The sequence below is a fragment of the Paenibacillus antarcticus genome (genome assembly GCF_001637225.1).
GTDB lineage: Bacteria > Bacillota > Bacilli > Paenibacillales > Paenibacillaceae > Paenibacillus_AQ > Paenibacillus_AQ antarcticus.
Window position 1 is genome coordinate 24,515 of sequence record NZ_LVJI01000022.1, and the last position, 24,920, is coordinate 49,434.

At 42.0% G+C, this 24,920-nt stretch carries 13 protein-coding genes; 10 read left to right on the top strand and 3 right to left on the bottom strand.

Translation table 11 applies throughout. The annotated features are described in order from the left end of the window. Nucleotides 1-30: 30 nt before the first annotated feature. On the bottom strand, nucleotides 31-807 hold the full coding sequence (locus tag PBAT_RS15770) for a basic amino acid ABC transporter substrate-binding protein (protein WP_068650910.1): 777 nt from the start codon (nucleotides 805-807) through the stop codon (nucleotides 31-33). A gap of 283 nt (nucleotides 808-1,090) precedes the next feature. Here PBAT_RS15770 and PBAT_RS15775 point away from each other — a divergent pair, with 283 nt between their 5' ends. Continuing rightward, nucleotides 1,091-3,517, top strand: coding sequence for an Ig-like domain-containing protein (locus tag PBAT_RS15775; RefSeq protein ID WP_246168318.1), 2,427 nt, complete (start codon nucleotides 1,091-1,093; stop codon nucleotides 3,515-3,517). 111 nt (nucleotides 3,518-3,628) lie between these two features. Here PBAT_RS15775 and PBAT_RS15780 read toward each other — a convergent pair whose 3' ends face one another. Further along, nucleotides 3,629-5,371 carry a hypothetical protein gene (locus PBAT_RS15780; protein ID WP_068650911.1) on the bottom strand — a complete coding sequence of 581 codons (1,743 nt, stop codon included), beginning with the start codon at nucleotides 5,369-5,371 and terminating at the stop codon, nucleotides 3,629-3,631. 28 nt (nucleotides 5,372-5,399) lie between these two features. Further along, the gene (locus tag PBAT_RS15785) at nucleotides 5,400-6,323 is read right to left on the bottom strand and encodes a C1 domain-containing protein (RefSeq protein ID WP_068650912.1); all 924 of its coding nucleotides are present in this window, start codon (nucleotides 6,321-6,323) and stop codon (nucleotides 5,400-5,402) included. A gap of 546 nt (nucleotides 6,324-6,869) precedes the next feature. Here PBAT_RS15785 and PBAT_RS15790 point away from each other — a divergent pair. From PBAT_RS15790 to PBAT_RS15830, 9 genes are all read left to right on the top strand, one after another. Next, nucleotides 6,870-8,669: a vWA domain-containing protein gene (locus tag PBAT_RS15790; RefSeq protein WP_068650913.1), complete on the top strand. Its 1,800-nt coding sequence runs from the start codon at nucleotides 6,870-6,872 to the stop codon at nucleotides 8,667-8,669. 397 nt (nucleotides 8,670-9,066) lie between these two features. Then, nucleotides 9,067-12,456 carry a tubulin-like doman-containing protein gene (locus PBAT_RS15795; protein ID WP_068650914.1) on the top strand — a complete coding sequence of 1,130 codons (3,390 nt, stop codon included), beginning with the start codon at nucleotides 9,067-9,069 and terminating at the stop codon, nucleotides 12,454-12,456. A gap of 2 nt (nucleotides 12,457-12,458) precedes the next feature. Beyond that, nucleotides 12,459-14,975, top strand: coding sequence for a transcription initiation factor TFIID (locus PBAT_RS15800; RefSeq protein WP_068650915.1), 2,517 nt, complete (start codon nucleotides 12,459-12,461; stop codon nucleotides 14,973-14,975). A gap of 40 nt (nucleotides 14,976-15,015) precedes the next feature. Beyond that, nucleotides 15,016-16,290, top strand: coding sequence for a vWA domain-containing protein (locus PBAT_RS15805; RefSeq protein ID WP_068650916.1), 1,275 nt, complete (start codon nucleotides 15,016-15,018; stop codon nucleotides 16,288-16,290). A gap of 20 nt (nucleotides 16,291-16,310) precedes the next feature. Then, nucleotides 16,311-16,949, top strand: a complete 639-nt coding sequence (locus PBAT_RS15810; RefSeq protein WP_068650917.1) for a beta-mannanase — start codon at nucleotides 16,311-16,313, stop codon at nucleotides 16,947-16,949. Between the two features lie 269 nt (nucleotides 16,950-17,218). Beyond that, nucleotides 17,219-18,478: a TRAFAC clade GTPase domain-containing protein gene (locus tag PBAT_RS15815; protein ID WP_068599104.1), complete on the top strand. Its 1,260-nt coding sequence runs from the start codon at nucleotides 17,219-17,221 to the stop codon at nucleotides 18,476-18,478. After that, nucleotides 18,478-21,639 carry a GAP1-N2 domain-containing protein gene (locus tag PBAT_RS15820; protein WP_068650918.1) on the top strand — a complete coding sequence of 1,054 codons (3,162 nt, stop codon included), beginning with the start codon at nucleotides 18,478-18,480 and terminating at the stop codon, nucleotides 21,637-21,639. Before PBAT_RS15815 ends, PBAT_RS15820 begins: the two co-directional genes overlap by 1 nt. A gap of 112 nt (nucleotides 21,640-21,751) precedes the next feature. Next, nucleotides 21,752-22,270: a peptide-methionine (S)-S-oxide reductase MsrA gene (msrA, locus tag PBAT_RS15825; RefSeq protein WP_068650919.1), complete on the top strand. Its 519-nt coding sequence runs from the start codon at nucleotides 21,752-21,754 to the stop codon at nucleotides 22,268-22,270. 158 nt (nucleotides 22,271-22,428) lie between these two features. Next, nucleotides 22,429-23,559: a tyrosine-type recombinase/integrase gene (locus tag PBAT_RS15830; protein ID WP_068650920.1), complete on the top strand. Its 1,131-nt coding sequence runs from the start codon at nucleotides 22,429-22,431 to the stop codon at nucleotides 23,557-23,559. Nucleotides 23,560-24,920 lie beyond the last annotated feature (1,361 nt).

A 24,920-nucleotide genomic window follows, 5' to 3' on the forward strand; every position in this document is an offset into this window, starting at 1 on the left:
GATGGACGTTACGCATGCTTATAGTATGATTTATTGTAATTTCAATAAATTCGTTGTATCAGGTGCCTCACCGAACCACTTCTTATAAATCTCTGCATATTTCCCATTTTCGATGACCGTTTTAATAGCAGGATCAATTTTGGACTTCATATCGCTACCCTTAGGAAAAATAATGCCATAATACTCGGAATCAAAGTTCGTTGGGTCCAATATGCCTACTAATTTATTATTCGGATTATTCTTAATGTACTCTCTGATAATCGCTACGTCGGCTACCACCGCATCTGCGCCACCTTTTGACAGATCCAAGAGCGCAAGCGTATTGCTATCGAATCTTTTTAAATCTGAATTTGTAGCTCCCATAATGCCAGACATTAAAGTATCGGCTGTTGTAGCACCTTGGACGGCAACTTTTAGATCCTTAAGGTCAAGTGCACTTTTGACAGGGCTATCGGCCCTCACCATAATCATATTGGTAGATTCAAAATAGGGGGCAGAGAAGTCATAGGTTTCTTTACGCTCGTCTGTAATAGATACGCTCGATATGCCTCCTTTATACTCCTTGCCTTGTTTTACACTCTCAAGCATCGTATCCCATCCGATATTTTTGATATCATACTTAATGTCTGCCTCTTTCATAACCGCGCTTAGGAAATCAATATCGAATCCGGTAATCGTGTCCTTGTCCATATACTCCATCGGAGCATAGGTAGCATCTGTTGCGAACTTAATGCCATCGTCTGAGCTACAACCGACCACACCACACAATATTAACGTAATCAGTGATAACACATACCATTTCTTCATAATCAAATCCCCCCAATGATAGAAGCTATTAAGGAAGATTATTATTTATTACGTATTATTTATAAATATTAAATTGGGAGATTAGGTGACTTCAGGTACGACGAATCATTTTGTAGTAAAATGAAGATAATGGTATTTTAATAGAAAGGGGAGTTGGATCGAAGTATAGGAAATTAGTAGGAAAAAACCATGCAAATGCTCGAAAACCTAATGTTTTTGTCTTCAATTGCCGATATTTGAAGTAACTATACTAATTTAAAATGAGAACTGGAGGGAATTAACATTGGTTATTAGATTCAAACAATCTTTCATTATGACATTAATCCTAATTGTAAGTTTAGCTAGTGCGGGGACGTCTTGGGCTGCTGATACGTCGACAGTAGTATTGGAGAAACTTATTCTTTCTAAGAATGAAATATCTGTTGAAAATGGGGCACAGGCAACAGTTACTGTAGCGGCGCTTAGCAGTGATGCTACAAAGAAGGATGTAACAGAATTAACGAAATGGACCAATCCTGATGATACGATTGCAACAATATATAACGGTAAGATCGTTGCTAAGAAGGAAGGTACCATCACAGTTATTGCTAATTACGGAAATAAGACAGAAGAACTTAAAATTATTGTAACCAAACAGGTGAAATCTTTAACGAAGAGTGTAAACAGTCTCGAGCTTCGTAAAGGTAAGACAGGAAGCATTAAGTTAAAGGCAAATTATACGGATAATTCTACACCTGAGGACGTTACAGTTAAAGCCGATTGGTCTTCAAATAATGAGACCATTGCAACAGTTGTAAATGGTGAAGTTACGGCACATAGTGCTGGAACAGCTACGATTACTGCTACTTACGGCAAACAAACCGTTACGGTGGAAGTGAATGTAGAAATTGTGTCCCGACTTGATCTTAGCGTAGATCAGCTATCCTTATTGTTAAAGGAATCCCTACCGGTAACATTAACGGCGACGTACCCGAATGGGGAAGCGACGGATGTACCTACCGACGTAACGAAAGATGCGGTATGGACAACGAGCAATAAGAAAGTTGCAGACGTCGTTAAAGGTGTAATTACTGCCTACGGGGCAGGAACAGCAACCATCACAGCTAGTTATGGAACGGAAGAAATCACCTTAGAGGTTGATGTCGATACGACTCGTAAATTGGTGGTTAGTAATCAGAATGTTTACTTAAGTCTTGATAAAGCGACAGGCAAGTTACAGGAAACAATCAAATTGGAGGCTATTTATCCTGATGATAAAAAGGTCGATGTAACGAATGTTGCGATATGGACTTCCAGTAATGCCGCAGTTGCTTATGTTAACAAAGGAACCATTTTTGCTGAAGGATCTGGATCAACTACGATCACTGCAAAATATGGGGATAAGACTGTAACAGTTAAGGTAGATGTTGATATTGCGCGTCACCTTGATCTTATTGAAAAAGTGGGAATGAGTGTTGGTCAAAGTAAGGATTTAGATCTTAACGCTTCTTACGCAGATGTCACTGGCACGACCAATGTAGCTGATAAGGCTGTATGGAGTTCGAGTGATGAGTCCATCGTCTATGTATCCAAGGGTAAGATTTCAGCTTATAAAATGGGTGAAGCAACGATTACTGCCACGTATGGTGGAATTACTGTAAAGACGAAGGTTAGTGTAGATGTTCCGATCTCTATATCACTTAGTGCCAAGACAGTTGATATCAAAGAAGAGAAATCATATGCTGCTACACTTGATGCAGTGTATGACATTACAGATTCGACGAAAAATGTTAATTTGACAAGCAAAGCAGAGTGGAGCACGAGTGATGAGAAAGTTGCTGAAGTAAACAGTGATGGCGTAATCACGGGAGTTGCTAAAGGAACGGCTACGATTACTGCATTGTATAACAAGACGAAATACACGTTGAAAGTAAATGTGGGATTGGTAAGCGTGCTTGAAGCAGATACACAACTTATTATACTAAGCTCTGTAGCTGATGAGGACAGTAAGATAGGAAAAACTAAGACTATCGTACTTAAGGCAAAGAGCTCAGCTGGACTGAACGAGGAGTTCTTGGCAACAGATGTGACTTGGAAGTCAAGTAATCCATCTGTAGCGGGAGTATCTGATGGTAAAGTAACAGGGTATACCAAAGGTAAAGCTACAATTACTGCTGAATATGGCGGTCAGAAAGTGACTGTCTCGGTTGAAGTAGATATGATTCAAAGCATCGAGGCTACACATCAGTCTGTTGATTTGAAAACAGGAGCAAAGGGCCCGAAAGAGCAGCAAATTAAGGTTACAGCTACGTTCAGTGATGGAACAGCCATTGATGTTACTGATTCAGCTGAATGGAAGACATCCAATTATAAAATTGCAACAACGAATAAAGGTAAAGTAACGGCTGTAGCTTATGGTAAAACAAAAGTTACCGTTAAATATGCAGGTAAAACGCTAAGCATTCCGGTAGAAGTAGATATGTTGAAATATTTACAGACGGATGAAGTTAGCTTGAAGTTGAAAGTTAAAGAAGAGATTCAGATTACTGCAACAGCGACATACGTTGACGGAAGCGAAGATAACGTATCAAAAGCAGCGTTATGGACTTCATCGAAGATCCTAGCAGCTACAGTAAAAGATGGTAAGATTAAAGCTACCGGAAAAGGTAAAGCAACGATCACCATTAGTTATGGCGGTAAGAAAACGAAAGTAATGGTTGTTGTAGAATAGTTCTAGCAACAAGTGTTACTTACACTTTCTTAATTTATAAACAAAGAGTGGGCATCTGTTAAATACAGATACCCACTCTTTGTTTATATTCATAGAGATTATTCAGAGGTATTACTCGACATTCTCCACGTTAAATACGGGTATAGACAATAACTCATCCTGAACATAAGTGTCTTCGTAACCGTTGAGCGTGCCAGTTAAGGTAACATCACCCTCATAGAAGTTGAAGGTCCCTGTAAGTTTGACGTAAGTGTTCCCCATCACGGCAAAGGCCTCGCTATATCCCGGTTGGATGATTGTCGTGGTGAATTTCACCTTCTCTTCAGGGTATGAGAGGAGATCTTCCACAGCAATATCAATGAAATCTTGTTGTACGCGAACAAATTGATAGCTATCTCCAGTACGTTGGAACATGGCTACTTGTCCTGCGCCTTCTTCGGAGTCTGGATTCATCATGATCAACATTCCGCTAGAATCGACTTGGAATCCATCGGCATTCAGCTGAAATAGGGTAACCATGGTGTCGGATTGTACCTCAATGGCTGTATAAAGGGCTTGTCGAGTAGAAGAATCTCCTTTGATAAGGATGACAGGGAGGTCCTTGGTACTCAGTGAACTCTCAATGGAAATGTCTTCGATCAATCCACCTTGTTGCAAATCTTGGTTTGTCAGCACCTTCATATTGTTCTCACTGTCGAGTGTTCCGTAATAAATGATATTTTGATCATCCGTCGCCACTACGTATACTAAAGCTCCATAACGTTTACTTCCACTACTAACAAGTTTAAATACGCGTGTAGAGTCACCGTTTTGTAGGATACGGATGGGATCGTGAATGTTCCATGCGAGCTGAGCATCCTTTATTTCGAGGGTAGTATCCTTGAATTCTTTAATCCCGTTGTATATGGCAAGAGCTTTCTCGAACTCTGCCTTAGATATGTTACGCTTAGCAGTCTTCATCCACGTACTTATTTGTTTATTGATGAAAGTCTCTACAGATGATTTGAAAGATAGTGTATGGACATAATCGATGTAGCTTTTTGCATGAGTGGCGAAGATGGCATAACTTTCTTTATCCGCATCATTCTCCAAGAATGTTCTCACAAGAGCTTCCGATTGATCCGTAATCCAATCCGCCTGAACATTATTAGACTTATACAGTCTGAACATCGCATCGGATTCATCTAACAGAGCTTGGAATTGGCCGTTCGCAGCCATTCGGGCCATTTTACGGTTATCATAGGCTGTGAATTTGTCATAGAGTTCAGATTTCTTCTGTTTCCCATCTCCGAAGAATATGTCCGGTATCGCTAGTAAATGCCATTTAAAAGACTCATCAGTAAATTGATTGTTATCTAGATTATGCTGCATTTGTTCTATAAAGCGTGTTTCGAAAAGTTGGTAGTAGCTTATGAAGTCCCCAGAAATGTCATATTTAGCAGATAACTGGCGATAATAGGGTTCATAAGGGTTATTTCCACTCATATAAATGCCTCGAACATCTTGTAAACTACGATATACCGTCGTGAGTTGTTCGAAATCTTTATCATCGGAAGCCTTCTCAGCTAACTGGTCGATATCTCGAAGTTTAGCATTGATCTCCGTGATCGGTGCCAACTCCTGCAACCGGGAGGATATCAAGCCTTCCTTATAATGAATCGAATGGTTACGCTGAGCTTTTTCATACAAGGATTCCGCTTCAATTAAGTCTTTAAGAACATATAGGCGATCAGCCTCTGTTATTGTAGTAATCTTCTGGTGGATGTTATATCCTTTGTTACTGATGAGAATCAACATGGATGCACAACAACATATTAAAAGATTTCGCAGGGTTAGCATTCTTAATATCGTCATAGTCTTTATAACCTCTTTAACTTATCTATTAAAAATCGGAATCCCATTCATATCGTTCACGACGGATTACAGCTACTTCTTCAGCTAAATTGCCCCAATAGGACTCTGGATGTTGTTGAATCATTCGGTATAATCGTAAGAATCGATCTTTGGGAATGTTGCGAGCATAACGCCGAATGAACTCGGGGTAAGCTTCTACATACTTTTTCAATCGAATAGCTGCTCCAGCTACACTTGAGAGAATTTCAACACCGTTCTCCATTTCCAGTATATGAGCTTCATAGGCTAGAATATAACGAATGGAGCTATTCTTGATGAGTTCTCGCTGAACCTTAGCAACTTCACCAATGTAGGCTGCAAGATCCGTATCGAAGCTGTCTATGAGTAGAGGTTCTACCCTTAAATCCATATCTTTACGTAATACAAAAGATTGAAGTAGTACCACCTGTTGCAGACGGATTTTGTCATTCTGAACGAATGTACTGATCTCTCGCAACATTTCATACGTTAAGAGTTCATCGTCTTTCAAGGCAGCTACGGCAAGCTTTCGATTACGCTTGATGTCTTCTATGATACGTGGTTGCTCTTGTTCGAATAGAGTCTCCATTTCTGAAGGAACTTCAAAAGGAAGCATTCTTCTTTGAACGAACCACAGCAAAGCGATAAGTAGGATTGCTGCTGCAGCACTAAGGATCATTTGTAGGAAGGTCTGACCGAAATAAATAGCCACTAAGCCAATGAACAATGCGATGAGTCTTTCATTGAGCATGGTACGCTTAACTTTAGCCGTTACACGTTCACGAATTGGAACAAGTGTAGACTTACCACATTGACTGCATTCAGCTTCCCAAAGGACAGTGAATTGCTGGCAATGTCGGCATACCCTCAACTTTTCATAGGCATAACGCGTCTTAATATAGGGTTTAAAAGTGACGGCTCTTTTTTTAGTCATGGCGATCACTCTTTTGATTGATTAGGGATAGCAGTTTAAGATCTAACTCATCGGAAGAAGGGGTGTGTTTACGGTGTTTCATATAAACAGCCGATTTGACAGCAACAAAAAGAATCAAAATTCCTAAACAAACGTATGTAATCATGTCAAGTTTCCTTTCTTGGATGGGTATGAGGCATTTTTCCTTGATACATTGAAGTTTTAAGGTTTTAATTATATCATAACATCATGTTAATGGTAGAATTTAGCTTATGTACATAGATTGAACCAAAGACGAAAATTGGTGAGAGCAAACTTTGGTTCATTCTATGTACATAGATTGAACCAAAGACGAAACCCCATATTCATGTACTTTTGAAATGATTGAATGAATTGGTGAACGCAAACTTTAGTTCAATCTATGTAGGGACATCATCCATTAGTGTAATGACATTATTTTAATACTTCTTAAGGATCTACTAAGAGATTCTTAAGACTTTTCACCTAGAGTGGAATAGATGGAGCTTTCACTTTCGTAATTCATCTCATAAAAAAAGGGGTACAACTATGCTTCGAAGAAACCAACTCACACTCCGTATACTGGTGGTTATATCGTTATTGTTACTTCCATGTTCTTACGTATTCAGCATACAGGAAGTTGCAGCTGCACAACAGTCTTCACAAATTGATGCCATGTTAGTCGTGGATGCAAGTAATTCTATGAAGAAAAGTGATCCAAATAAGATCGGTAATGAAGCAATGAAAATGTTCATTGATATGTTGTCCGTCAAAGGTGACAAGGTCGGAATCATCTCTTATACGGATCAGATCCAGCGAGAGAAAGCACTGCTTGAGATTCAATCTGCTGATGACAAAGAAGATTTGAAGAATTTCATTGACCAGCTCGATCGAGGTGCATATACCGATACCGCTGTAGGGATAAGAGAAGCTGTAAAGGTATTACAACAGGGATCTGATCCCACGCATGAACCGATGATTGTATTGCTAGCCGATGGTAACAATGATCTGAATGAGGCAACGGGTCGAACAGAAAAGCAATCTGCACAAGAGTTAGCCCAAGCAATCGCGGATGCGAATAAAAAAGGTATTCCGGTATATACGATTGGTCTGAATGCAGACGGGAAATTAAATAAAGATGCATTAGCCGATATCTCAAAAAAAACGGGTGGTAAAGCATTCTCGACAAATACTGCGGATGATTTGCCACAAATACTAAGTGAAATCTTTGCGAGTCATCTGAAACTTAAGATTGTACCAATCCAGTCGATGACTGGGAATGGAAGCTTCCAAGAGGTCACTATAAATGTGCCCAATGCAAATGTGCTAGAAGCGAACATCTCTATCATGTCAGCACAGCCAGTCGAGGTCAAATTAACGGATCCGACAGGAGCGAGTAAGCAGATTCCTGCAAATGATATTCTTTACTCGAAATCTAAAAGCTACTCCTTACTCAAGCTGATAACCCCAACAAAGGGAGATTGGAAGCTTCAGGTGAAAGGTGTAGCCAAGGATAAAATCGATATTAATCTAGTGTTTAACTATGATATTGAACTCACAATGGACCCTCTTTCAAGTAGTACGTATAAGAAGGGCGACAAGATCGATATCGTCTCATATTTAACAAGTAATGGTCAAAAGTTACAAAATAGTACACTTTATCAGAATATGAATGCTAAGCTAGTTGTGAAAGATTTGGATAGTGGTGACACGAAAGAAGTGCCATTAACTAACCCAGGTGATCGCTTCACAGGTACCTATAAGGTCGCTGATGAGCATGATTATGAGCTCACAGTGATAGCGGAGGATAGCAGTCTTTATCGGGAGACTGAGGTCGTGAAGATTAGTGCCAAGCCCGGTGGAGCGAGTGTAACTCCAACACCTAAGCCAACAACGCCTGTAACAGATGAGAAGAAGGAAGGCTTTCCTACTCTACTTGTAGTGGGCGGCGTGATCGCACTTGCTGCGGTTCTTGCAGCAGCATACTTCATTCTATCGGCATATAAGAAGGCTAACAAAGGCTTCATAGGACAGATGGTTATTGAAATGAGAGATGAGAATACGGGCGAGAAGACGTATCCACAATATAAGAAGTTGAATGGATTCAAAGGGAAAATCACCCTTCATCAGCTGTTACAACTTGCACCTGAACTGAAGGAGACGGAGAAGATTCTCTTCGTACCAAGTAAGGATGATCGAATTCTAATCAAGAATGGGTCAACAGTGAACATTGAGAAATCAGGGCGCGTGATTGATGCTATAAATGGATTTGAATTAAAAGGTGGGGATCGTGTAACTCTTTCCTTACAAAGTGTAGATAAGACGATAATGTTGGAGTATCTTGTGTGAATATAGGATAAAACTAATTAATAGAGCTACAAATAGTAGGCCTGCGCATGGCGGCTACGATAGCGGATTGTCCTTCCGATCGCTGTTGCCCTCCGATTTCCTGATTATATACCGTCTGCAACGGTAGAAATCAGAGGGCAAGCATATGCTTTCGTAGTAGCTTTCCTAAGGAAAGCTTTAAGGCGAACGCTATCGCTTCTTTAGGACAATTCCGCCATCTTCGCTACTTCTGCGCAATCCAGTGTTTTCTGCAAGTATTAAAAGGTTTTGAGCCTAGACATAGATAGCTTTTAGTATAAAACCAAAGGATCCTAACGAAGCCGAGTGGTGCTTCGTTAAATCAAGATAATGCTTACGAAGTCAGCTTTACTTCGTAAAACTTTTAGGAGGAACAACAATGAAACCAGTAGTTAGAGAACATATTCAACAATTAGACGTTTCATTAGGCGGAGGTATTGTTAGCGATAAGATCCGCGTCGATACGATTGATAATCCAATCCTTATTATTGGGCTTGGCGGTACGGGGATTGATGCGTTACTACGTCTGAAATATCAGATTAACCGTAGATTTAAGTTGCCGGAAGATCCGTTGTCCAAGAAGAAACGTGATAAACCAGATAATGTGGAATTTCTAGCTTTTGAGACGAATGAACAAGATCGTGGTAAGAAGTACAAAGGCGTAGGACTCGATCCTATTAATGAGTTCGTGTTGCTCTCTAACGCGGAGATCGGTGGGTTGCTACAGAATCGTAGTGTGCTGGAGCCGTATATTACCGATTGGTTATCACCTGAGATGAGCATTACGGATGGGATGAATGGGGCTGCAGGGGTTCGTCAAGCGGGTCGATTACTGTTATTCACGAAGATCAACCAAGTTGTGCAAGCCATCGATAAGAAGATCAAGACGCTATCTGTCGGCACCAATAAGAAACTTATGGTGTTCATGCTTACCGGATTAGCTGGGGGTACAGGAAGTGGTTGCTTCTTGGATATCGCGTATATTGTTCGAGGTATTATTGAGCGCGACCATGGTTCCGCAGGGGTTGACCGTGTGAACACACTCGGGTATTTGTTCACGCCGGATATTAACTTATCCAATAAGAGCTTGAGTGAACATACACGTGAATATATTAAGAAGAATGGGTATGCCGCCCTTAAGGAACTTGATTATTGGATGAACGTGGACAGTCGCGGTGAGCGATTCCAGCAGCGTTATGGGAACATTCTAACGGTGAATTCACCACTACCACCATTTAACTTGTGCCATCTGATCTCAGCAACCAATACCGAAGGTAAGTTACTAGAGAATGCGTATGACTACTGTATGAACGTAACAGCTGAGAATATTACGAACTTTATGGCTAGTGAAGAGAAGGCTTCAGGCGAAGAATTCGCTATCCATGACTATATAAGCAACATTAGTACGAATATCGCACAGATGAACAAGATGTACCCAGCGAACTATGATTATAATATCATCGGTGCTTCATCCGCTGTGTTACCGATTGAAGAGATGACGACATACCTAGCATTCCGGTTATTTGGCAAAATGGAGAAGATGTTCGAGAAGGCACCAAGCCAAGATGAAGTCGAGACATTTGCCCGTAAGTTGGGGATTGATCTAGATACAATGGTGAAGACCTTTGAATCACGTGTGCCAGAGCCACTACCTGGATTTGAGAATAGTGAGCGTCTAAGTTATAGCAATGTGGTGAAGAACCAGCTTATTAGTATGGATACGGAGCTTGAACAGAACTTCTTGGCACGTGCAAGAGAAGAGTACATTAAAGCGAAGAAACAGTTGCCAGGTGAAATCGTAGGACAGTTCACAGAGCAGATTCGTCGTATATTCCTCCATCCTGAACAAGGACCATTCTTTGTATCACGCCTTATTTATACGGAAAAAGGATTCAGTTTGCTCAAAATGCTACTCTCCTATATCGAGACACTTCGTGAGAACTTACACCGTATTCCACGCGATATTGAAGCAGCAAGAGAGCAAGCCAATGAGAGACTTGGAGATGCCAAGAGCGCATTTGTCTCGAAAGATAAGAAGAAGAACATTTATATCGAAGCGAAGATTAATGAATACTGGCTTCAAGCGGATGTAGAACGTACAGAGCAGATGATTGAGTTCTATGAAGATCTTCACGAGCTATTGAACAATGAGAATACTCGCATTTATAACGTATATACAGAAATATTGAACGCATTGAATGCTATTTTTGAGAAAAATGGTGAGATCCTGATTGAGGGTGACGAACAGTCCGATCATAAGGGCAACAAAACTTACTATTGGAACCTTGTGAGTGTGCCGGACATTTCGAAAGTCATTGGTAAAATGATGGAAAGTAAGGACGTGGATGATCTCATTCGTGACTTCACACTTGAGCTTCTGAATCATTCGAATCAATGGGTGAGGGAGCAAGAAGTAGATATTGTTAGCTCTATTTCGGAATTCCTAGGCGATAAGTTCGGCGATTTGATCACGCAGTCGATGGAAGATTTCTTGATCATGAAATTCGGACATGAAGAATCTATTGAGAAATTTGTTGAGCGTAATATCGCAAGTAAGCTAGACGAGGAAGCCGTGCCTGTATTCCATTTAAGTAATAGTTCTGGCAACCTATATTTCCCTTCATGGGGGTTTGTATCCGTTCCTGTTGGGGCGCCAAGCATTCTTAAGGGAATTCGTAATTATCAGGATAATTCCGTTGGGAAGTCGCATTTCACGATAAAAGAGAGCCAAGTGAAGAACCGTATTTTCTGGTTGAATACGAAGAATGGCGTACCGTTGTTCGTCTATACACCTCTTAAAGTATATGAGGAAAGTTATGAAAGAACCATTCTTGATAAAGAGGGTATTGGGCGCCACTTGGTACAGACGGAGAAAGCGAACTGGACGTACCTTCCTTCACCAATCCCTGAGAGATCTTGGGGAGAGACCTATTTGAACACTCGAGTGCAGTCCTATAATGCGCGTGTTCGTAATGAATTTACTAAGGCATTGTCATTGAATGTTATTGTGGAGAAAGACATCGATCAGAATACGAGCAATCGATTTACTGTTGTGATGACACAGTCTTTCAATTTATCTGATTACCTTCGTGGCTTCGATCTTCAGCTGGATTCACCGAAACCAAATCTTGGTGAAGTGAAACGTGCGCTGAACGAGTTGAAACGTCTGTTGTCACAAGGACTAGAGAAAGTATCTAACAAAGATATCTTCGGTAGTATTTCTGAAGACATGGCTAAAGAGAACTTGATTCGTACACCCGAGCTCATTACACGTGTTCGTGAAGAATTAGCTAAGTACGATAAAATTGGTGCCAAAGCTACTGAATTCGAACTATTGCTGAACCAACACCAAGTCGAAGATAAATGGCTTGATCAATTTATTGAAGCGCTATATACAGAGACGATTACGAAAAAAGGTGCGCTCTATGTCTATGATCGTGACCCAGAGGAAGAAGCTTGGGAGCCGTTCGCTAATCTGATGAAGAGTCAGAATTATGTGGAGTTCGAAGTGTTCGGACATTTCCTTGGACTAGATGAGAAGAGTAAGAGCACATTGCTACGCAAATCAGCACGTCGTGGTACGGAGCTAACGGCATCGGAGGACATCACATCACTGATAGCGAAGTTAGATGAATTGTATGAAACGTTCCTTAATGGTCGAGATCAATTGGAATATGAGAAGATTGAACTTGCGAATGGAGAAGAAACGTATCAATTCTACAAGCAGATGTTGTCTAAATTAAACGATATTCGTAGAAAGTTGAAATAATCATGAAGGAACTACTGAAAAGGTTTGCCACGGAATATGCCATTGCGGAAGAGAAGCTCGATGGAAAGGAAGACGACCAGAGTAGCATTCATTATCCTGCTGTGTTTGTATTCATTGGTGATAAAGTGTCAGATGCGATTGAACCGATCATGGAGATTCATGATAAGAAATGGGATAATAGTGCCGGAGTGATGTACGTTCACGTGGCTTCCGAAGGTGGGGCAGGGAATGATCATTCCCTGAAACCAGCGGATGGTCATTCAACGAATCATTCGGGTGAACAATGGGGTGCAGATCGTGAAGGAAGAGCGACGCAATCACGTCTTACTCGATTCGAACTACCTCGTCCGACAGAGGCGAGTAGAAACATGGAAGCAGGCACTGGTGAAAGCGCAGGGGCAAGTACAGGGGCAAGTACAGGTGCAAGTGCAAGTGGTGCCAAGAGCCTGCGTAAAGATCTTTATTCTAGCTTTTATGAGAATGAACGCCATTTATTCGAGTTGAATCGGGCTCTACGGCAAGTGAGTCATAACATATCGGATTTCGGTAGAATGTATTCTTCATTCGACCGAATCCATCTTACTTTCATTACGCGGGTCGATGACCCGCTTAATGTATTCTTACCGGAAATATCACTCCTAGCCAAATCCATCTTTAGCCAGTCTTTTAAGTCTGTGCAGATGGATTTGTATGGGTTAATCAGTGAGAAGGAAGTGGAATCCTTCGGTTATAGTCATTCGGTAGGCGTGGCGTTTCTGCGTGAACTGGAATACATGCAACAAAGCGATTATACGTTCTCGGCGAATCTACATGTGACAGAGGATGGGATCTCGATTCCTGTAACCCATGCACCCTCCCCACTCTTTGAATTGGCATATTTATTGTCGGATAAGAACGAACGTGGGATTTCTTTGTTCGATCATATGCAGGACAACTACGAGATTATCTGTCACGTTAATCTATTGAAGAACCGTAAGCGTAAAGACATACAGCAGCAATCAAGCAATCGGAACTACAATAATATGTCTTTCAAAAGTAACATCAAGTCGGAGTCGGGTCGGGAAGGGTTCGTATCTGCAGGTTTCTCCAAAGTAAAACGGCCCAACCAGTCGATTGCTCTGACGGTACTGTACCACTTTTATAGACAGATGGTTACTCGCATGAAGAATGGCGTACAGTTAACTAACAAAGGCAAGCTAGCGTTCTTCGGTATTGATCCACAAGCGATCTCCAATCGTGTGAAAGCTCTGATGCCAGATGAAGATAAGATTGAAGAAATGACTGGAATAATGATGCATCAGACAAGCTTTAATGCATTGAAGCGTCTAACGCTTCATGAAGCTGAACATGAACTGTATGGAGACGGTTGCGAGACGTATTTCCGTAATAATTATGTAAAAGAAATTCAAGCACGCTTAGACGATATCAAGATAGATAATGAATTGTCGCTAAGCGTTAAGAAGCAGATGCTTGAACGTCCAGAGATTGGGTTCTTCCAAGTGGCGCAATGGAGCGATGAGTTAGATCAATCGGGTAGTGTGATGAGCGATCTACGAAGCACCATTCGTGAGACATCGAATGAACTAGAATCAGCGAAAGCTGAGCTTGCGCAATGTTACCTTAGTATTGTGGAAGAACAATCCTTCTCACGTTTTCCTCTGATGGATAAGCATAATTTACATAGTTTTATCCGTTATTTACTTGATACCGTGTATCGGAGAAAGCGCCACATTCTACAACTTGAAACGGAGCTTAAACTTCATCAACGTGTGGAAGCCGAGCTAAGTCACATGCATCAACATTATAGACAGCAAGCCGAACAAATGGAGCGATTAGAAGAAACACTACGTGTGGCAGCTCTGGAAAGTATTCGTACAGCAGATGATTATATCGGTCAGAATATTATGGAATATTACGAAGTCGTGACCGAGGATGTTGTGCGTGACATTGAGGCGAAAAGAGGGACATCCGTTTTCTTTGAAGAACGATACCTTGGGAGTGTGACAGAGCTATTAGATGTCGGAATGGACCATTTATTAGCGAAACTCATTCACATCTGCCGTAACAATATTCTAACAGCAGAACCATTTGCCCAGACGTTTGAAGAGGAATTATTACGCCGCGCGAATGTTACGATCGATTATAGTAACAAACAAGTCTTATCGAAAGATGATTTATTTAAGAAATTGTATCGAACGTTGGAAGATCATGCAGCAATTAACGTACGGTTGTTGGATTACACGCAAGAACATCGCTATGAGGAGAAATATTTCTTCGGAGACGCAGAGAGCGAATTCATTCGCTACTCTCTTGGTGCAGATGAGACATCACGAATCTACAAACTGGGTTATGTTCATGAGAAACGAAGTAGCGGCGTAGAGAAGTTGAATTTAATGGGTGGATTCCATATCGAAGACCTGATGTACTATCGAAATGGTAAAATGTATTATGAGACTTACCTGAAGAATGGGTATGAGTTTCATGGTCTAGATCCGAGCCTATTATCTGAGCTTCGCTAATAAGACGCACGTTAATCCATTTTAGAGGGGATGTTTAAAGATGCAACGCAAAATAAATCTACTAATGCTGTTATTCAGCGTTATTGGTGGTGCCATTGGTTGTGTAATTGGAGAGGTAATCTTGAACCGCCTATACGGAGATTGGCCGACGATTGTGGTCGTAGGGTTATATTGTGGAGTAGTCGCGTTATCTATCGCCATCATGTGTCTGATTGCTGAGATGATTGATCCTCGGTTGAATGGTCCATCATGGAGACAACGTTATGTAGGAACGTCATGGAAGTTGGTTGTTCCTGCGTCGTTAGTTATGTTATTCATGGTTGGTCTGTTACTTGAACTACTGTACGGACTGAATCTAGGCAGTGTTAAGCCTGTTAAAGATATTGTACTCGTCATCGATAATTCCGGAAGTATGCGGGAGACCGACCCGAAGAATGAACGTTATCAAGCAGCCAAGAGTCTTATCGAACAAATGGATAAGGATAAACGAGTAGCGGTCATTGAGTTCAGTGATGGAGCTCAATTGGTTCAACCTTTTATCACGGTAAAAGATTCTGATATCAAAAGCCAGGTATACATGACTATTGATAATCTTAAGGCGACTGATGGTGGAACAGAAATTACTCGTGCTCTTGAAGAATCCATTCAACATATCAACGATCAACAATTAGGGGACCGAGGGACGATGGTCATTCTTCTCTCTGATGGGTTTAGCGATGTGGATTTGAATACCGTGTTGGCAGAATATGAGCAGCGGGATATCGTCATTAATACCGTAGGTATGAGTGCCGTCAATTCGGACGGTTCGAGATTACTTAATGACATTGCCAATCGAACAAATGGACAGTTTATCGATGTAGACAATGTAGATAATCTTTCATTAGCATTTCAACAAATATATGACAGAATCGGTAATCGGAGTCTCTTAACAGAACGAACGGGCCCGATGCATGACAGCACATATTATTCATTGTTCCGCATTATTGCAATCATGGCTATAGGCGCAGCAATTGGATTATCACTTGGTCTAGTATTCGATAACCGCCACCTTGCACGGAGCTTTGGTATTGGCGGAAGCGTGGCTGGGTTAATCTCAGGGTTAGTGCTAGAATTTGGTCTAAGCGGACATTCGATGAGCGATAGTATGATTCGCTTGTTAGCTTGTCTTATATTAGCGGGCATTATAGCACTCTTCACATTAATTGTGCCGATTAAAGAGAACGGTCGTATACAAGAAGGTAGACATAGACCAGGACACGCAGGTGTCATTACAGATGGATATGAGCGAAAAAAAGGTAGTAGTAAGGGATTTTAGTCGCAGGGGGCGAGTGAAGTATGCAATACATGCATGCGGACTTAGACACGCCAGTCATACGTGAGCTGGTACATCAAGTGGACGAAGATCGTTGTATTCTACGTTGGCATTGGCCCGATGGTATTCAAGCAGTCTACATACATCGTGCTGCAGCGGATGAATCAATACTAGAGGAACAACCAGCAATCCATAGCCTAAGGTTATATACCCGAGATGAGTATAAGGCTAACAATGGGTATTACGAACGGATGCAGGGTATTGGAGGATGGGTGTATACGGTGTTTGCTTGTTGGATCGATGGCGGCGAACCGATGCTCATTCTTCAAGATGATGGACAGAACCGTAAAGTTGTAAGCACAGGTAAAGCACGGATTAAATACGGCATTAAGCAGAAACATGGTTTATTCCAAAAGAATAAAACGATCCAAATGAGGGTGACAACAGAAGTCCCCATCGCCAAAGATGTTCTATGCTACGTTAGGAAACAAGGTAGCAATCCAACCCATAAGACAGATGGCACCGTGTATCCTTTCGTTCAGCATTTCAACCCGGGCAGAAATATCCTACCCGCGATCGAGGTAGGCAAAAATGATTTCGTCCGTATATTCTTCACCGACGGCCCGAAATACGGTCAGTTGTATGAGTTGATGCCGGAGTAGAGGATTAGACTTACGAAGGGAATTCTTGCAGAGTATTATTCTACAATGACGAGTTAACTGTCTAAGTATTTGCTAAGAGTACTGAATAAGCCTAGCGAAGGGTACGGAATTGTTCTGTAGAAGCATTAGCGTTCGCCTTTGACTTTGGATTTCTACCGCTAAATGCGGTATACAAACAAGAAATCCAAGGTCAACAGCGATCGTAAGAACAATCCGTACCCGTAGTGGTCAATTTACTCTGCAATACTTAAACTTTAAGGAGGAAACATATGGGGATTTTCGATATTTTCAAAAAGAAACCACAAGCGGAACCCAAGCCGCTGTTCTATGATATTGTATGTCCGTTCTGTTTCGAGAAATTCACGCCTGAAGCAGTCGTGTTCCGTGCTGCACATCATCGTGAAGATGATGAGAACTACGCGTTAGGTGAAGATAACGAGTTGAACAGATACCGTGAGCGCTTCGGGCTTGATACGGTAGATGACATTGAAGCGATCATACACCCTACGGATATTCCAGAAGAGCACCGGATATATTCGGATCATGTGCTGATCGGGCTGAACGATCGCTATGGTGTTCTTACTCGCAGAAGACTATGCCCGAAATGTCATAACGAACTACCTGTAACTTCAGGCAAAGTGCCGAGTAACATCATCTCGATCGTCGGTGCATCTCAAGTAGGTAAGTCAGTGTATATGACTTCTCTGATTCATACGCTACAGAATACGACAGCGGACAATTTCGATGCAGCTTGTATGCCATTGAATGCGGAGATCAGCCGTAAGTTCCGTACAATGTACGAAGAACCATTGTTCGAACGAGGAGATCTACTAGCTTCTACGCAGAAAGAGAAGATGCAAGAGCCGTTTATTTTTCAATTCGTATTCAAGGATGAGAGTAAGCCACCGCTTACGCTTGTGTTCTTCGATGTAGCAGGTGAAGGTATGGTAGATCAGGATTATCTAGGTCTGCATGGACAGCATATCAAGAATTCAGCGGGTATTCTATTCATGGTCGATCCTCTGCAAATACGCTCGATTCGTGAGAAGATTAAGATTAAATTCGGCGATACAGAGGGCGGATGGGTGTCGCAATATGATGAACCACGAGATGTGGTACTCACCATGTTCGGTGACTTCATTGCCTATGAAGATAAAGGGAAGACAGATATTCCGACGGCTGTCGTGCTAACGAAGAGTGATATGCTTCATTCGTTGAAGGACGAAGAGGGCGAGTATATCAAGTCGAATAGTAATGTTTTTAACAATATGGTGCATCGCAAGACACTTAACTTAACTGAATTCGAGAATATTGACGGGGAAATTCGCCATTTCATTGAGAAGGTGGATCGCCCGTTCAAAGGTACGATGGATGTGTACTTCGCTAATACTGCTTATTTCGCGGTATCCGCACTAGGAAGTAATCCCGTTGACCAGAAGTTACAAGGCGTAGCAAGCCCAATTCGAGTGGATGAACCGTTCATTTGGCTGCTGTATCAACTAATGTATATCGAGGGGAGCGAGGAATAGTGGAGAACACGACTCCAAAGCCCATTCAGCAGCAACTATATACACGGGAGCGGCGCGGGATTTTCCGGTCAACGGAAGGGTTCGATACGATCGGAAGATCGAAAGGGTTAGATCATTCTTTTATCAAAAAAACGCTCCATCCCTTCTGCGCATACGATGCACCTGCTGAATTATTAGCACGGGGTGAGAAGGATACCGCTGTATATCCAGATGCGCTGCATCTTTACCATACGGATAACGATCAGACGGTCATTGGACGTAGTGTGTATCAATCGGCGGATTTCACGGGACTGCGGAGTGCTTTTTTTACACATAACTATGTTATTCCAAGAGAGCGTTCCGAAGATGTTGTTACGGATTATGCGTCATGGCTTCATGCAGATTTCGTTGAGACGTATGATATTGAACAAGGCGTGGATCTACCTGAGTTGAATACAATACCTAGCAAGGGTGTGAGAAGACCAGTTGATGCTTCTAGCGTTCTCGCAAGTCTAAATATAGATGAGAAGATGTTCAAGCAACTGTTATTTGCGGTGATGGCGGCAACGACAGTGAAGAAAAAGGTGTATATCGCGCTTGATGTACCTGCGGAACAGATATCCACTTATGCGAAGCAATTGCTTGAAGTCTTGTATGGCAGTATGCCGTATGCTTTCCGCAAGTTACTTGGGTTCTTAACCTATGCAAATGAACCTCAGAGTAAAAAAGGGATTCATGTTATGTTCGTGGAGAGAGGTAGTCTTCGTCCTGGGGATCGCAATGTGGAGAAGGATTTTGCCTTCGATCTTGTAGCGAAGCGGGTTGCGAATGTAGATGTTGATCCTTCGAAACAGGCCTATTTAGATTTCGCCTGGAGTAATCTAGGGCGTCCAGATCGTGCAGAGCATTTCTATCAGTTCGCTGAACAAATGCTAGCAGATATGGATATGATGCGTAGTACATCCGTGTCTAGCTATAATGAACTGTCTGTCTTTTATCAGATTGAAGAAGGCAACGAAACGTTGTTTGATGACAATAAAACCACAGTGTTGCGCGGCATATTGGATTACATGACAACACCGGAAGCGATATCGAGTAAAGTGCGGTTGAATGATATTTTCCTTGCTCGGTTCGATCAAGAATTTGATCTTATTAAGCAGGGACACATACCGGAGCTTGCGATCGTGGAAGTCTTCAAGGATTATTACCGTATCTGTGGCAAGAGTAATGAGGGCAAAATTGTTACCTATCTCATGGTAGCGATAAGTCACGCTTTATCTGCGAAACGCAAAGAGGTTGTTGCCTCTTTCTATAAAGTGATCGAGAGTAACCCAAGACTGAGTAAAGCATTCTTCGACATGGTCTTGAGTAGTGGCTTCGCGAAGCAACTGTTTGAACCGTATATTCTTGAGAAGTTTACTGTAGCGCCTAAAACCAAGGATGTTATGCAACTGGTAGGGGTATGGGGTAAGAATCATCCGACTGTGACTCGCAATGCTTATTTTGTAGATTTGGCGAAGGCTCAACTGTTGGCGAAGCTCCGCAAGGAATCTGATCCAGTACGTGCTGTGAATGGACTGTTGGAGCAACAAGTGAAGCTTGAACGGGATTGGGAGATGAAGCAGCCCGGCGCGGGTGCGACGATGCCTGATTTTGCACTCATGGATCAACTTGCCTATGCGGCGAACCTCTTTCTACTTACGGAAATCGATTTGGACAAGCTGACGAAAGATCAGTTATTAAATATCCAGTTCCTTAAAGAACGTAAAGAAGTGAAGTTATGGGCGGCTAAATTCGATGCTCGTATCAAGTCACAAGCTGCGGTGATGTTGGCGGCATATGCTTGGTTTACCGATGATCAACCTGACGAGAACCTGTTCAACGGACTAAGTCCAATGGAGCTCGATCGTGTACAACAGTTGGGTTGTCAATGGTTGCAGGAGCATATTGAACCTGAGCAATTCAGCCGATTAGCACTCGCTTTCTATCAAGGTGGACAAGCAGGTATCAATTACTCTGGGTTGCTGAATTTTGTACGAAGACATGCCAAGGACCAAGAAGTCATCTATCAATTCATTCAATGGTCTGCGGGAGAGCAAATGTTCGCAGGCGAGCGAGGTCTTGTTCCCGCTTATGCTGCGGCTATTATCTCTTATTTCAAAAATCATGATAGAGATGCTTTTAAGAAAAAAGATATGGTGAAGAAATACTTCCACGCTGCCAAACCTAAACTTAAACCTGTATATACTAAAGTGGAGACAGAGCTATCTACGCCTTTCGTTAAATTCATTCGTCGTAATCGTAGACAACTGATGCGTACAATTGTATTTGCAGGATTCTTCCTTGTGGTCGTAGTCGGAGGTCTGTTCGGACTCCAAGCCATGGGCGTATTCGATAAAGAGCCGGAGAAGATTGTTGAGGTGACTCCGACGCCTCCTGTGGTAGCAACACCTGAAGTGATCAAGGATGAGATCGTGGTGTATGCAGAACCAGTGACATCAACGGAAGGTAAAGTAGAAGGTAGTAAGCTTGTCTTTCTGATAAGGGACCCGGGCACTTGTAAAGCTTTCGATGCTAGTAGTATTACGCTTGAGTCAACGGCTGGTGAAGAACCGATAACTCCGACAGGGCTTAAACCTGAAGCGAAGTGTGAAGCTGTGGTAGCCCCTGATACGGATGATAAGAATAAAGATAAGACGGATAGTAGCGATGTCTCTGGTGAAGGGACGACAACCTTAGATGGTGCAGATGCTAGTACGAAAGATGAGACAACAAGTAATGGATCTGGAGATACAAGCAAGGAAGACCAATTAGAGGTTAAGGGGTCTGAAGGTACAGGTAAGACAGATGAAGTAGCGGGTACAGCAACCGAAGATACCAGTAAGAAGGATGGTACTACGGTTAAGGGTACTGTAGGCGAGGCAGTCGGTACGGAATCTGATCCGACAAGTAAAGAAGTTGGTAAGACCGACGATGTGACGGGGACAGAAGGTACTTCGAATGCCGTAGACGGAACTACAGGAACTGGGACACCAGCACCTACTAAGCCTATTCTAAATCTAGCGGAGTATAAGAACTCGATTACCGTGGTTTTATCAGATCTTATGATGGACACATTGGTTGATAGAGTTATAATGGTAGGCACGCAATCGATCAGACTGATCGAGAAACCTATGTTGTAGGGAGAGCGTCTCTGTTAATGGATGGAATAGTAGTAGATATGGACTTGGAAAGATATCGTTGAACGTTCGTTAAGGCTAAGCGTAGGTCAGACAACAGAGAGGAAGTATGGACATGGAACAAGCAACATTCGCTGGCGGATGCTTCTGGTGTATGGTTACACCTTTTGAAGAACAGCCAGGTATTCACGGCATCGTATCGGGATATATCGGTGGTACAACGGTGAATCCGACTTATGAACAGATTAAGACGGGAACGACGGGGCACTATGAAGCGGTCCAGATTACATTCGATCCGACCATTTTCCCATATGAGAAGCTACTTGAACTCTATTGGCCACAAATCGACCCGACGGATGCCGATGGACAGTTCCAGGATAGAGGTCCGCAGTATCGGACAGCGATTTTTTATCATAATGAAGAGCAACTAGTAGCCGCGCTTGCTTCCAAGGAGCAGGTAGCTGCTAGTGGTAGGTTTACTGACGAGATTGTGACTGAGATTATTCCCGCTGTAACGTTCTACGAAGCAGAGGAATATCATCAGGACTATCACCATAAGAATCCCAAGCATTATAAGGAAGATCGTGAGCAGTCGGGGAGAGATCCTTTTATTGCGGAGCATTGGGGAAAGTAAGGTTTGGGTTGTTGATTCAATATGAGATAAATATCATAAGAACTTGTATTCATTCACTTGCGGAAGCACCGGAAGGCAGATTGCTCTAATGAGCGGTCTGTCTTTTTTTGTCTGAATATAAGAGTTCATATTCTATCATTTGAAAGGAGATTGGGATGATGAAAGCGAATGTATACTCATCAAGTCAATGCATTATATTGGATTGCGTAGAGAATGGTGATGTGATTGTAACAACTCCTTATGTTGAAAAGTGGATTGAGGCGATTAGAAGTGTTCCCGGTCGAAAATGGGATACTACGTCAAAATACTGGGTGATTCCAGGGAAGAAATCAGCAATTCTGGTGCTTTGCCATGCATTACAGGACATTCCTGTAGAGATAAAAAGCCCACAATTGGTTGAGTGGTTTCCTGAACTTATACAACTCCAATCGGGTGATGAGAAGGCTGCATTGCAAAAGTTAAGTGATATGTTGAAGATGAAAGGTTATAGCGTCAAGACTCAGAAGGCATATATTGGTCATGCTGAACGCTATTTACGAACGTTATCGATTCCGTTAAAAGATGTTGAATCTCAGCATATTCGTGCTTACCTATTGAATTTGTATGAAGAATCGCGGTCATCTTCTTATGTGAATCAAGCGTTTAGTGCACTCCGATTCTGGCATGTTACGGCGTTAGGACATAGCGATTTGAAGCAATGGATTAGGCCGAAGCGGCAAAAAAAACTTCCTGTTGTTCTATCTCCAGGGGAAGTAGCTAGGCTACTAAAGGCCATACAACATGTAAAACATCGCACATTGATAGCCTTGATCTATTCGTCCGGACTTCGAGTCGGTGAAGCTGTTCGCTTAACCAAGCAGGACATCGACCCCGAGCGTAGAACGATTCATGTTCGTCAGGGAAAGGGAGGGAAGGACCGATTCACGGTTCTCTCCAGTGCAGCTTATTCTATGCTACAAACATATATGGATACTCAGCCTATAGTCCAGTACTTGTTCCCTGGAGGAAAAGGTCTCGATCATCATCTTACGGAGCGATCGATACAACATGTGTTTGAAAAGGCGATACGTAAAGCAGGGATATTGAAGCCAGCTACGGTTCATACGCTACGGCACTCCTTTGCGACGCACTTGTTAGAGAACGGTACAGATTTACGATACATTCAAGAACTATTAGGACACGCAAGCTCAAAGACAACCGAAATCTACACGCATGTGAGTATCAAAGATATCCGTCGAATTCAGAGTCCTCTGGATCGGATGATTACTGGGGTCGAAGAAGATGAATAGTTTCATCTATCACCCACGGAGGGTGATTAAAGCGAACTCACATATCCATCTGGAAGAGAGGGGTATGTGAGTTCGTGGATTAGGAGTTACCTGAAATATCTGGGATAGGGACATATGAAGGGCATTAAAGAATGGATGATAGTGAAAATCAGTAAGCATTAATGAACAAAAGGTAAAGGTATAGGACTAGAAGCGAAATATCTAAAGAAAAGCAGTTTTGAAATCAGCATAGAGGCATTTCGGAGAAGAGATAGAAGTACATAAAGAAGAATTAATCGAGATTTTAAGAACTCAAAAAAACAACAAAATATATCATGAAACGTCAAATGACATCAAGAATTATCATTAAATACAACAAAGAAAAGAAAAAAATCATGAAAAGTCAAAAAAAGATCACGAAAGATGTAAAAACATTGTTAGTGATATAAGGGATTTGAAAGTAAATTCAGAGGAGTCAGATACATCAGGTAACACCACATTCCTGCTGCGGGCATTCGCCCTTGATCGCTTAGAGGGATTTTCAAGGAGATTAATCAGGCGACACATTCAACCAGCTAAGTCTGACGACCCGTTCCCTTTGGTCACTTAAGCTGCTTGAACGTCAGGAATGCCAAACGTTATCCAACATTGGACCGAAGTGTACTACGAGTTAAAGAAAATTTTGGCCGACAGTCGAGATTACCATCTGAAACAGGAAGAGACATGAAGAAACTCAGGTTTCGAGGGATCTAGTAACAGCGTGTTTGGCGAATAAAGACATGAAATGAAAGTAGATAATAAACCCCAGTTAACTGAAAGCGTAAAGTGCCTGAAAGTAGGGAATCAAGAACGTTGTTTTGAAAGCAAGAGGTGCCTGTAAGTAGAGAATTAAGAACGTTGTTTTTGAAAGCGAGAGGTGCCTGTAAGTAAAGGATCAAGAACGGTAATTTTGAAAGCATGAGGACCTATAAGAAGTGCATAAAGACGAATTAGATACAGATCAAAAGATTAAAGAATTGTCGTTGTCTAGGAAACTGCGAGATGGGCAATGAAGCAGGAACATGAACAGGATTCCGAGAAGTAATCAAGAAGAGATGGTAAGAGTTATTGAGGTGTTCTTTGATTCAGTCGAGAATAATTAAATACGCTAAGTTTTTTAGAACGGATTCGAGCACGGAAGGGAATTAGGAGTGTAATAGAATACGAGGAATGTCCAACATCGGATAACACCACATTCCTACTGCGGGCATTCGCCCTTGATCGCTCAGTAGGATTTTCAAGAAGATTATTCAGGCGATACATTCAACCAGCTAAGTCTGACGACCCGTTCCCTTTGGTCACTTAAGCTGCTTGAACGTCAGGAATGCGCAACGTTATGCGAA